Here is an 11737-nt window from a genome sequence, read left to right on the forward strand (position 1 = left end):
GCAGCTCAGGAGGCCTGCGCGGAGTGTAGTCAGGTGACTACGCAAAAAATTCCGGCGGTGTTCATCCGATCCCCGGCGCGGCACGTAATCCGGGGAGGACACGGACCGGGGCACGCAGGGGAAAGCATCGCCACGGACCGGGTCCCCGCAGAGCTTGAGCGCGGGGCGTTCCCCACGGACGCCGGCGTCCCACCGCCCACGGGACGTGACCGCACCAAGGAAAACGAGGAGTCCATGGCCCGCTCGAAGAACAACAAGGCATCCGCCGCCCCCCGGGCGGCGGCGGTAGACGTCGGCTCCACCGGCACCCGCCCGGCGTCGAGGATCCAGGTGGCCCTGCTCATCGCGAGCATCATGGCCGCCGTCTTCGCCGTGGCGATGATGACCACCCCGGGTAAGGTCGGGTACGTCTACTTCTTCTTCTACCTCGATTTCTACATCGGCGTCGTCAGCCTGGTGTCGCTCTCCATCACCATCATGGTCGGCCTGGTCGCCACCGACCGGCTCGTCCTGAGCATCCGCCAGCGGGTGCTGTTGCAGTCGGTGCACCGCACCACCGGCGTGATCGCGGTCGCCGCGCTGGTCGCGCACGTCTGGACCAAGTTCGCGATGAAGTACATCGGCGTGCTGGACATCTTCGTGCCGTTCATGGTGAGCGGAACCCCGCTGCGCTGGCTGTACGTCGGCCTGGGCACCATCTCCGGCTGGGTCATGATCCTGGTGATGTGGTCCGGCATCGCCCGGGCCAAGTTCATCGGGCGCGGCCGGCCGTGGATGTGGCGGGGCATCCACTCGATCTCGTACCTGATGTGGCCGCTCGCCCTCACCCACGGCCTCTCCGCCGGGCGCCCGGCGGCCACCTGGGTCACCGTCAGCTACATCGTCTGCGTCCTGGGCGTGCTGGTCGGCCTGGCCGTACGCCTCTCGGTCAGCCTGAACCGCCGCAAGGACTTCGCCTCGCCGGCCGGTGTCGGCGCGGTCAAGCCGAGCGAGACCGGCTCGCTGGTGCCCACCGCCGTCGCGCCGATCCGCCGCCCGTCCCGGCCCACCGGGGACCTGCTCGCCCCGGCCGGTGGCGCCCCGCAGGCCCCGCAGACGCAGATGTGGACCCCGGCGGCCCGCCCGGTCAGCCCGGCGCCGCCCGCGCCGCCCGCGCCGCCCGCCGCCCGCCCGGTCAGCCCGGCGGCCCGTCCGGTCAGCCCGGCCCCGGCCCCCGTCCCGGCCGAGGACGACTACGAGACGCGGGCGCCGCGGCAGCGCCGTCCGGCCGAGGACGACGATCGCTACGACACCCAGACCCGGATGTCGCGGCGGGACCTCGAGGACGAGCGTTACCGGTACGACGACGAGCCCGCCCCGCGCTCCCGTGGCGGCCGCTCGCAGGAGATCTTCGACGACGCGCCCCGGGCCCGGAACCGTCGGTACGACGACGACGAGCCCGCTCCGCGCCGCCGGTACGCCGACGACGACGAGCCCGCTCCGCGCCGCCGGTACGCCGAGGACCCCGAGACCACCGGCACCCGGATGCGCCGCGACGACCTGGAGTCCACCGGCGCCCGGATGCGCCGGGACGATCTCGAGGCGACCGGGACCCGGATGCGCCGGGACGACCTGGAGGCGACCGGCACCCGGATGCGGCGGTACGAGGACGACGAGCCTCGTGCCCGCGGCCGCCGCCGGGCCGACGACGAGTACGACGAGGCGCCCCGCCCGCGTAGTGCCCGCTACGACGACGCGCCGGCCCCGCGTGCCGCCCGGTCCGCCCGGTACGAGGAACCCCGTTACGAGGAGCCGCGGTACGAGCCGGAGCCGCCCCGCCGGCCCAGCCGCAGCGAGTTCGTCGACCTGGCCGACGGCCCGGCCTACCCGGCCGACGACAGCCCGACGCTGGTCGACTCGGGTTCGCGCCGCAACCGCCGGTCCGAGCCGCGCCGCGGCCGCGACGACAGCGAGGACGGGTACTTCTCCCAGCTTCGCGGTGACGTGAGGGAAACGAATTGAGCACGGCACAGGTCCCCCCGGTCACGGCGATCGGCACGCCGCGGATCACCGCGGGATTCGACGAGTACGGCCGTCTCGACCTGCTGGCCCACCAGGAGGTGCACGGCGGGTTCGCGGCGCTCTCCTCGGGCGAGCTGATCGGCCTCGCCGACCGGATCGAACTGCGCGGGCGTGGTGGCGCCGGCTTCCCGTTCGCCCGGAAGGTCCGTGCGGTGGTCGACTCCTGCCGCCGCCAGGAGCTGCCGCCGGTGATCGTCGTGAACGCCACCGAGGGCGAGCCGCCCTCGTGGAAGGACAAGGCGATCCTGACCCGCGGCCCGCACCTGATCCTGGACGGCGCGGCGCTGGCCGCCGCCGCCCTGGAGGCGGAGGAGATCGTCATCGGCGTCGCCGACGACGGGGTGGGCCAGGAGTCCCTGGCGGCCGCGCTGGCCGAGCGGAAGATGCCCTGCCCGACCCGGATCGTGCTGGTCCCGCACCGGTTCATCTCCGGTGAGGGCGGCGCGCTGGTCCGCGGCATCAACGGCGAGGCGCACATCCCGCCCGGCCGCAAGGTCCGGTCCAGTGACAACGGCGTGATGGGCCTGCCCACCCTGCTGTCCAACGCCGAGACGTACTCGCAGCTGGCGATCGCGGCCCGGCTCGGGCCGTGGGAGTACAACGCGGTCGGCATCCCGGAGGAGCCGGGCACGGTCATGCTGACCGTCGGCGGCTCCGCGTCGGCGCCGGCCGTGGTCGAGGCGCCGACCGGCACCCCGCTGATGGAGGTGCTGGAGATGTGCGGCGCCGACCTGGGCCCCGGCCTGCTGGTCGGCGGGTACCACGGCAAGTGGGTCAGCGCCGAGCAGGCCAGGACCATCACCATCTCCCGTAAGGGGTTCGCGAAGGTCGGCGGCACCCTCGGCGCCGGCATGCTGATCCCGATCGGCTCGAAGACCTGCCCGGTCGGCGAGGTCGCCCAGGTCGTGCAGTACCTGGCGGGCGAGTCGGCCGGCCAGTGCGGCCCGTGCCGGATCGGCCTGCCCGACCTGGCCCGCGCGGTCACCCTGGTGTCGCTCGGCGGCAACGCGGTCGAGCAGGTGCGGCAGGCGGCCGGCATGGTCAAGGGCCGGGGCGCGTGCAGCCACCCGGACGGCAGCTCCCGGTTCGCGCTGTCCGCCCTGGAGGTCTTCCACGAGGACGTCCGGGCGCACGCCAACGGCGAGGGCTGCGGCAAGCAGGTCCGCGGCATCCTGCCGCTGCCGTACACGGCCGAGAAGGGGGCGCGGAAGCTGGCCCTGGACTGGTCGCGGTGCGACGGGCACGGGCTCTGCTCGGCGGTCGCCCCGGAGATCATCCGGCTGGACAACAACGGGTTCCCGGCGTTCCCGCAGACGCCCCTGCCGCCGTGGCTCGAGGACGGCGCGCGCAAGGCGGTCAACGTGTGCCCGGCGCTCGCGCTGCGGCTCACCGAGCCGACGGTGGCGAAATGACGAGAGAGCGCGCGGTACGCGTACCCAAGCTGGTGTCCGCTCTGGCCGTGACCGCTCTCGCGGCGACCGCCTGCAGCACCGCACCGGTCGCGTCCGCGCCTCCGCCCGCACCCCCGCCGTCCTTCTCGGCCCCGGCCCCGGCGCCGTCCGGAAAGCCGAGAGCCGCCGTTCCGAAGGCGCTCACCTTCACCGGCACCACGCTGAAGGGTGAGAAGTTCGACGCCGCGAGGATGGCCGGCAGACCGGCCATCCTCTGGTTCTGGGCGCCCTGGTGCGCGACCTGCGCGAGCGAGGCGCAGTCCCTGGCTGACATCCAGGAGGAGTACGGGGACCGCCTGAACATCCTCGGCATCGCCGGTCTCGGCAGCGCCGGGGAGATGGACGATTTCGTGGCCGACTTCCAGCTGCAGGCGATCCCGCACCTGAACGACGCCCCGGGCAAGCTGTGGAAACGGTTCGGGATCGTGCAGCAGAGCTGGTACGTGATGCTCGACGCCGACGGCAAGGAGATCTACAAGGGCTACCTGGACGATCTCCAGCTGACCGAGAAGGTTCAGGCCCTGACGGCGTGATCGGCCAGCTGGTCCAGGGTGGCGAACCGTTCCGCCTCGGCCTGCGCGTCCCGGGCCGGTCCGGCGTCCTGCGAGGAGGGCGCCGCCACGTGGCCCGCGCCCTGCACGAAGACGCCGCAGTTCGGGTGGACCGTGCGGTAGAGGGTGCGGTCGTCGGCGGCGGAGACCGGCGGCACGCCTGGTTTGCGCTGTGTGGAGGGCTGCCCCTGCCAGCGCAGCAGCCAGATGCCACGGTCCGGGCGATCCTGCTTCATCGCCGTGATCGTGGCGTCCATCCCGGCGGGGCCGGAGTGGAAGAACTCGACGGTGACGGTCGTCAGCTCGGGCCGGAGAGCGCCGCGGAGCACCCGCACCGGGCGCAGATCGACCAGGATGCCGCCCATCGGCGGCTCTCCGTAGGGATCCCCCGGGCGGATGTCGGCGACGTCCGCCTCGACCACGGCGGTCGATTGCGCGTACGCCTCGGCAAGGGTCCGGGGTTGTTCTTTCAGGTCGGTCGCCGGGCCGGGCCGCAGGGCGGCGAAGAACGCGGCGCCACCGGAGGCGGGTGGCCGCTCGGACGGGTACACGGGCGGCCGATGGTCGATGATCGGTTCCGGCTGGGCGCACGAGGACAGCAGAACGGCGGCCACCGCGAGGGTGACCGCCGTCCGTGGAAGCTTCCAGATCATGGCCGCTTGGACGCGGCCGGTCCGGTCAGAGTTCCCCGACGGGGGAGTAGGCGGGCTTCTCGGCCGGCATCAGCAGCCAGAGGACCGGATAGATCAGGATCTGGCTCCCCGGGATGACGAAGAGGGCCAGGACGAACAGCAGCCGGGCGATCCACGGGTCGAGGCCGAAGCGGCGGGCCAGTCCCGCGCAGACGCCGGCGATCATCCGGCCCTCCTGCGGGCGGACCAGGCCCTGGCGAGCGAGAGAGCCGTGCACGGCGTTCATCAGAAGATCCCTGCCTTCACTGGTGGTGAATCGATGACTCCATGGTGTGCTCTCCGGGGGGCTGTCGCCATCGGGCGTCTCCCGGATCGGCGTATCGGGGATCTCCATGAGCCCGCCGCCTCCCTGCCCCGGGACACGGGGCTATACAGTGCGATCGGCACGGTTCGGGGGGAACGGGAATGGTCGATGGCGCACTGCCCGGCGAGCGGACGCAACCACTGCGTTCGCGTGATCCGCGTGCCCTCGGCGACTACGAGCTGGTCGGCCGGCTGGGCGAGGGCGGGATGGGCACGGTCTACCTGGCCCGGACCGCCGGTGGCGTCCTGGTCGCGCTCAAGATGGTGCGCGCCGACCTGGCCCACGACGACGAGTTCCGGCGGCGGTTCCGCAGCGAGGTGAACCGGGCCCGGCAGGTCCCGCCGTTCTGCACCGCCGAGGTGCTCGACGCCGACCCCGACCACGAGCACCCCTATCTGGTCGTCGAATACGTCGACGGCCCCACCCTGGCCGAGGTGGTCGAGCAGCGCGGGCCGCTGACCAGCGCCAACCTGCACGGGGTGGCGATCGGGGTGGCCACCGCGCTGACCGCGATCCATGGCGCCGGGGTGATCCACCGCGACCTCAAGCCGCGCAACGTGCTGCTGGCGCCGGGCAGCCCCAAGGTGATCGACTTCGGGATCGCCCGGGCCATGGAGGCGACCAGCGCCAACACCCGCACCGACCAGATGGTCGGCACGGTGGCCTACATGGCCCCGGAACGGTTCAGCTCCGACGCCGACACCCCGGTCACCCCGGCCGCCGACGTGTTCGCCTGGGGCAGCGTGGTGGCGTACGCGGGCACCGGCCACACCCCGTTCTACGCCGACTCGCCGCCGGCCATGGCCGCCCGCATCCTCACCCAGCCGCCCCGCCTCGACGGCCTCTCCGGGCCGCTGCGCGACCTGGTGGCGCACGCCCTGGAGAAGGACCCGGCCAACCGGCCCAGCTCCCGCGAGCTGCTCGACCTGCTGATCTCCGGCAAGGAGCGACCGGCGGCGACCGCGGCGGCCTTCGCCGACCAGCCGGACCTGCGGGCGGCGGCGGTCGAGGCGCAGGCGGTCACCGGGGTCAGCGGGCCGCCCACCGCCGGCACCACCGCGGTGCCGACCCTGGACATCCCGCCCGGCATGGTCGGCTACGACGAGAACTCGATCGTCACCGTCCCGATCTCGGCGCCGCCGGCCCGCCCGCTGAACGGCCCGCCGTCCGAGCCGGCCCGCCGCTGGCTGCTGCCGGCCGCCGTCGCCTTCCTGGTCCTGGCCGTGGTGGCCGGCGCGGTCATGGTGGCGATGTCGCTGCGCAACCGTGACCGCGACACCCTGGCCGACCCGGGCGCCACGACACCGAACCCCGCCGCGCCGGGCAAGCCGATGATCGCGGACTCGCTGCGCATGCGGGACTACTGGGAGCCGTCCGCGCAGGCCGGCGAGGGCGAGTGCCTGTTCGACCCGGCGAAGGGCCTGGTGGCGCGGCGCGGCTCCAGCGGCACCTACAAGTGCCGGGGACTGCGCGACCCGTTCCTGCCGAACATGCGGGTCGAGGTGAAAGTGCGGCTGATCGAGCCGAACAGCTGCGCGATGGTCTACTTCCACACCAGCCCGGACGACGACATCGGCGGGTACGTGGCACGGGTCTGCGAGAGGGCCGTCTATGTCGGTGTGCACCGGGGCAACAACGTCAGCACCACCCGGACCTTCTCGCTGACGCAGCATCCGATCGAGCTGGACCGTCCGGTGACGATCGCGGTGACGGCCCGGGGCGACGTGGCCCAGATCTCCCGGGACGACGTCCTGGTGGGCGAGGCCCGGCTGACCGACCGGCTGCTCGCCGACGGCGGCAAGGTGATGCTCGGCGTCTACAACGTGCCCAACGCGAAGAACGACCTCCCGTACGAGGTCGTCTTCAGCGACATCAGGATCTGGCAGTTCTAGCGGAGGGGGCCGCGGCCCCCTCCGCATGCCTGATCAGTCCTTGGCCAGGCCGGCCCGGCGCAGCGCGTCCGCCATGGCGCTGTTGCCGAAGCTGTTCCCGCCGCCACCGCCGCCACCACGCTGGCCGCCGCCCTGCTGCCGGGGCTGCCGCTGCTGGCCGCCGCCCTGCCGCTGCTGGCCGCCGCCACCGGCCGGCCGGCCCTGGCCGCCACCCTGACGGGGGCCGCGGTCCTCACGCGGCTGCCGGTTCTTGTTCGGCTCGTCGGACAGGCGCATGGTCAGCGAGATCCGCTTGCGGACCGGGTCGACCTCCAGGACCCGGACCTTCACCACGTCACCGGACTTGACCACCTCGCGCGGGTCCTGCACGAACTTGTCGGACAGCGCCGACACGTGCACCAGACCGTCCTGGTGCACGCCGATGTCGACGAACGCGCCGAACGCCGCCACGTTGGTCACCTGGCCCTCCAGGACCATGCCCGGCTTCAGGTCGGCGATCTTCTCGACACCCTCGGCGAACGTCGCCGTGGTGAACGCCGGCCGCGGGTCACGGCCCGGCTTCTCCAGCTCCTTCAGGATGTCCGTGATGGTCGGCAGGCCGACCGTGTCGGTCACGAACTTGTCCGGCCGGATGCCCTTGAGCAGCGGGCTGTTGCCGAGCAGCGTCTTGACGTCGGCGCCGGCGTCCGCCGCGATGGTGCGGACCAGCGGGTACGACTCCGGGTGCACGCTGGAGAAGTCGAGCGGGTCCTCGCCGTCCCGGATCCGCAGGAAGCCGGCGCACTGCTCGAACGCCTTCGGCCCCAGCCGGGCCACGTTCTTGATCTCCTTGCGGTTCTTGAACGGGCCGTTGGTGTCGCGGTGCATCACGATGTTCTCGGCCAGGCCGGCGGTGATGCCGGAGACCCGGGTGAGCAGCGGGGCCGACGCGGTGTTGATGTCCACGCCGACGCCGTTCACACAGTCCTCGACCACCGCGTCCAGCGAGCGGGCCAGCTTCACCTCGGACAGGTCGTGCTGGTACTGGCCGACGCCGATCGACTTCGGGTCGATCTTCACCAGCTCCGCCAGGGGGTCCTGCAGGCGGCGGGCGATCGACACCGCGCCGCGCAGCGAGACGTCCATGCCGGGCAGCTCCTGGGAGGCGTACGCCGACGCCGAGTAGACCGACGCGCCCGCCTCCGACACGACCACCTTGGTCAGGTTGGCGTCCGGGTGCCTCTTGATCAGCTCGGCGGCGAGCTTGTCCGTCTCCCGCGAGGCCGTGCCGTTGCCGATCGCGATCAGCTCGACCTGGTGCTTCGACGCCAGCGCCGCGAGCCGGTGGATCGACTCGTCCCATTTGTTCGCCGGCACGTGCGGGTAGATCGTGTCGGTCGCGACCACCTTGCCGGTGCCGTCCACGACGGCGACCTTGACGCCGGTGCGGAAACCGGGGTCCAGGCCCATGGTGGTGCGGGTCCCGGCCGGCGCCGCGAGCAGCAGGTCCCGCAGGTTCGCGGCGAACACCCGTACCGCCTCGTCCTCGGCCGCCTCCCGCAACCGGACCCGCAGGTCGGCGCCCAGGTGGATGAGGATGCGGGTGCGCCAGGCCCAGCGCACCGTGTCGATCAGCCACTTGTCGCCGGGCCGGCCGTGGTCGCTGATGCCGTTGCGGCCCGCGATCCGGCCCTCGAAGTAGCCCTCGTCCTCCTCCGGGTGCGGCTCCATGGTCAGGTCGAGGACGTCCTCCTTCTCGCCGCGCAGCATCGCCAGGATCCGGTGCGAGGGCAGCTTGGAGTACGGCTCGGCGAAGTCGAAGTAGTCGGAGAACTTGGCGCCGTCGGTCTGCTTGCCGTCCCGGACCTTCGCGACCAGCCGGCCCCGGGTCCACATCTGCTCGCGCAGCTCGCCGATCAGGTCGGCGTCCTCGGCGAACCGCTCGATCAGGATGGCCCGCGCCCCGTCCAGGGCGGCCTGCGGATCGGCGACGCCCTTCTCGGGGTCCACGAACGCCGCAGCGGCCGCTTTCGGGTCCACCGAGGGGTCACCCAGCAGACCGTCCGCCAGGGGCTCCAGGCCGGCCTCACGGGCGATCATCGCCTTGGTCCGCCGCTTCGGCTTGAACGGCAGGTAGATGTCCTCCAGGCGGGCCTTCGTGTCGGCCTCGCGGATCTGCTGCTCGAGCGCGTCGTCGAGCTTGCCCTGGGAGCGGATCGACTCCAGCACCGCGGCCCGCCGCTCCTCCAGCTCCCGGAGATAGCCCAGGCGCTCCTCGAGGGTGCGCAGCTGGGCGTCGTCCAGGGTGCCGGTCACCTCCTTGCGGTATCGGGCGATGAACGGCACCGTCGCCCCGCCGTCGAGCAGCTCGACCGCGGCGGTGACCTGCCCTTCCCGTACCCCGAGCTCCGAGGCGATGCGCTGATGGATAGCTGTCGTCACGCCGACGATTGTCACCGACGCCGCGCCGCCTTGTCGCGCCGCCCCGCAGTGTCACCCGTCGGCGGTCCCCGCTCGTGCGTACGCCGCCCCGGCCGGCACACCCGGGGTCCCCCGCACGAGGGACGCCCGGCTCGTGCCTGAACCGGGGCAACGGTCACCTCGTATCCCCGGCTGCGAGGAATGTCACGTGCCGCCCGATCCGGCCCGGCCGGGCCGGTAGACCGCGGGAACCGGGCCCCACGGGGTCCCGGATGAACCCTGACCTGCGAGATCATCCGCTCGGCGGCGGTTCGTGGGTGTGCTGCGCCACACCGCTACAGCACGCCCCATACGACACTTGGTAGGAGGTACTAGAGACAACCGAATTGGCCTTTGGCACTCTTGTCACATGACGCTTGCTGTCCGGGCGGTCGCCGCCACTGATCAGGGCCTGGTCCGGTCCAACAACGAAGACGCCGTCTTCGTCGGTAATCGACTCTTCGTGGTGGCGGACGGCATGGGCGGACTGCCCGCCGGTGAGCTGGCGAGCGACATCCTGGTGCAGACGCTCAGCGTCGTCGACACCGCGCCCGACACCGGCGAGCCGCTGCAGGATCTGATCACCGCCCTGGCCACCGCCAACCAGCGGATCGAGGCCGCCGTCGCCGACGACGACGCCCGCGACGGGATGGGCACCACGGTCACCGCGCTGCTGCTCTCCGGTGACCGGCTGGCCGCCCTCAACGTCGGCGACTCCCGCTGCTACCTGCTGCGCGACGGCGAGTTCCAGCAGCTCACCCGGGACGACACCTACGTCCAGGCGCTGGTCGACCAGGGCGTGCTCACACCCGACGACGCCCGCCGGCACCCGCAGCGGGCGCTGGTCACCCAGGCCGTGCAGGGCGGGCCGTACCGCCCGGCCGGCCGGATGATCCCGGCCCGCGCCGGCGACCGTTTCCTGCTGTGCAGCGACGGCCTGTCCGATTACGTCGAGGACGCGGTGATCGCCCAGACGCTGCGCGACGTCGCCGACCGCAAGGACTGCGCGGCCGCCCTGGTCAACCGCACCCTGGAGAACGGCGCGCCCGACAACGTGACCGTCATCGTCGCCGACGTCGTCGACGCCTGACCTTCGGCGAGCTTCGGTTCCGGCGGTGTGAGCTGGGGCCGAAGCTCAGGAGCCGGACCTGTTCACGGCAATTCGAGAAAATCGCGGATGGCCTCCTCGACGGCGTTCATCTGATGACCAGAACGCGATGTCGGGAACCGCCCTGGAAAAGAATCCGGACCTGGCCCCTTCTCACCACTCTGCGCCGCGCAGGGCGATGTCGTTGCTGCTCTCGATCAGCAGTCGATCTGCTTCGGCCTCCTCCGGGGATCGCTTCCGCGAGAACTCGCCGTAGGCCTGCGCGCTGCCGGGCTCGCCGAGCCTCCGGGAGCACCCGGCGGACTGCCTCCGTCACCGCAGGAGCACCTTCGGGGCGACGGTGCGGAAGGCGTCCTGGCAGAGCTCGGCGATCTCGGACCAGTCGGGGTCGTTGTCGAGACGGACGCCCAGCCAGCCGCGGTGGCCCACATAGGGTGGGCGGAAGAAACGGGCCGGATCCTCGGCGATCAGCTCCGCCTGCGCGCCGGGCGGGGCCGCGCACCACAGATGCGGGAACCCGTGATCGTGGTGGCCGTCCGGCCAGAGCATGACGAACTGCCTCTTGTCGCGGATGAAGAACGCGGGCGCGGAGTGACTGGGGCGCTCGGTCGTCTCCGGCAGGGCCAGGCAGATGCCACGGACGCGCGCGGTCGTCGTCTCCATGCCCCGCATTCTGCCGGGTGGGTGTGACATATCCTCGGCGCGTGCTGATCGCGACCGAGCGGCTGATCCTGCGGCGTTTCCGGGCCTCCGACGCGCCGGCTCTCGCCGGGTACCGGTCGGATCCGGCCGTGGCGCGGTACCAGTCGTGGGACGCGCCGTTCCCGCTCGAGCGGGCGGAGGTCGCGGTCCGCAACTTCGCCGCGGGCTCGCCCGACCAGGCGGGACATTTCCAGTACGCGGTCGAGCTGACCGGGGAACAGGCGCTGATCGGGGACGTCTACGTGCGGCTGCACGACAACCTGATGCAGGCCGAGATCGGGTTCACGCTCGCCACGGCGTACCAGAGGAAGGGTCTCGCGACCGAGGCCGTCAGCGCCGTGCTGGACCGGCTGTTCCGTGTGCGGAAGCTGCACAAGGTGACGGGGGAGTGCGACGCCCGCAACGACCGGTCGGCGGCGCTGCTGGAGCGGCTCGGGTTCCGGCGGGAGGGTCTGCTGCGGCAGCAGACGTACCTGAAGGGCGAGTGGACCGACGACCTGCTGTACGGCCTGCTGAGCACCGAATGGCGGCGCTGAG

Annotated in this window: 10 protein-coding genes; 6 read left to right on the forward strand and 4 right to left on the reverse strand. The window is 72.2% G+C overall.

Going from position 1 to position 11737, the window contains the following annotated elements:
* Nucleotides 1-234: 234 nt before the first annotated feature.
* From ACZ3II_RS22395 to ACZ3II_RS22405, 3 genes are read left to right on the forward strand one after another with little or no spacing between them, the layout of a single operon-like run.
* Nucleotides 235-2001 (forward strand): translation initiation factor III, encoded by a 1767-nt coding sequence (locus tag ACZ3II_RS22395; RefSeq protein ID WP_465519640.1) that lies wholly within the window; start codon nucleotides 235-237, stop codon nucleotides 1999-2001.
* Nucleotides 1998-3473, forward strand: coding sequence for an NADH-ubiquinone oxidoreductase-F iron-sulfur binding region domain-containing protein (locus ACZ3II_RS22400; protein ID WP_465519641.1), 1476 nt, complete (start codon nucleotides 1998-2000; stop codon nucleotides 3471-3473). Before ACZ3II_RS22395 ends, ACZ3II_RS22400 begins: the two co-directional genes overlap by 4 nt.
* A complete protein-coding gene (locus ACZ3II_RS22405) occupies nucleotides 3470-4045 on the forward strand; it encodes a TlpA family protein disulfide reductase (RefSeq protein WP_465519642.1) in 576 nt (191 codons plus the stop codon). The genes ACZ3II_RS22400 and ACZ3II_RS22405 overlap by 4 nt, the downstream gene beginning before the upstream one ends.
* Here ACZ3II_RS22405 and ACZ3II_RS22410 read toward each other — a convergent pair.
* On the reverse strand, nucleotides 4027-4716 hold the full coding sequence (locus ACZ3II_RS22410; protein ID WP_465519643.1) for a hypothetical protein: 690 nt from the start codon (nucleotides 4714-4716) through the stop codon (nucleotides 4027-4029). The two genes, ACZ3II_RS22405 and ACZ3II_RS22410, sit on opposite strands and share 19 nt — an antisense overlap.
* 25 nt (nucleotides 4717-4741) lie before the next feature.
* Nucleotides 4742-4981 carry a PspC domain-containing protein gene (locus tag ACZ3II_RS22415; protein ID WP_465519644.1) on the reverse strand — a complete coding sequence of 80 codons (240 nt, stop codon included), beginning with the start codon at nucleotides 4979-4981 and terminating at the stop codon, nucleotides 4742-4744.
* Between the two features lie 179 nt (nucleotides 4982-5160).
* Between ACZ3II_RS22415 and ACZ3II_RS22420 the strand changes: the two genes are divergently transcribed.
* Nucleotides 5161-6951, forward strand: coding sequence for a serine/threonine protein kinase (locus tag ACZ3II_RS22420; protein ID WP_465519645.1), 1791 nt, complete (start codon nucleotides 5161-5163; stop codon nucleotides 6949-6951).
* 33 nt (nucleotides 6952-6984) lie between these two features.
* On the opposite strand, the gene ACZ3II_RS22425 is transcribed toward ACZ3II_RS22420, so the two are convergent.
* On the reverse strand, nucleotides 6985-9372 hold the full coding sequence (locus ACZ3II_RS22425) for a Tex family protein (RefSeq protein ID WP_465519646.1): 2388 nt from the start codon (nucleotides 9370-9372) through the stop codon (nucleotides 6985-6987).
* 388 nt (nucleotides 9373-9760) lie between these two features.
* Here ACZ3II_RS22425 and ACZ3II_RS22430 point away from each other — a divergent pair, with 388 nt between their 5' ends.
* Nucleotides 9761-10480 carry a PP2C family protein-serine/threonine phosphatase gene (locus tag ACZ3II_RS22430; RefSeq protein WP_465519647.1) on the forward strand — a complete coding sequence of 240 codons (720 nt, stop codon included), beginning with the start codon at nucleotides 9761-9763 and terminating at the stop codon, nucleotides 10478-10480.
* A 330-nt stretch (nucleotides 10481-10810) separates the two neighbouring features.
* Here ACZ3II_RS22430 and ACZ3II_RS22435 read toward each other — a convergent pair whose 3' ends face one another.
* Complete coding sequence (locus ACZ3II_RS22435) at nucleotides 10811-11161, reverse strand: MmcQ/YjbR family DNA-binding protein (protein WP_465519648.1); 351 nt, start codon at nucleotides 11159-11161, stop codon at nucleotides 10811-10813.
* Nucleotides 11162-11202: 41 nt separating this feature from the next.
* On the opposite strand from ACZ3II_RS22435, the gene ACZ3II_RS22440 reads away from it, so the two are divergent.
* Nucleotides 11203-11736 carry a GNAT family N-acetyltransferase gene (locus tag ACZ3II_RS22440; RefSeq protein ID WP_465519649.1) on the forward strand — a complete coding sequence of 178 codons (534 nt, stop codon included), beginning with the start codon at nucleotides 11203-11205 and terminating at the stop codon, nucleotides 11734-11736.
* Nucleotide 11737 lies beyond the last annotated feature (1 nt).

It is taken from the genome of Actinoplanes sp. NPDC019969, from assembly GCF_055562375.1.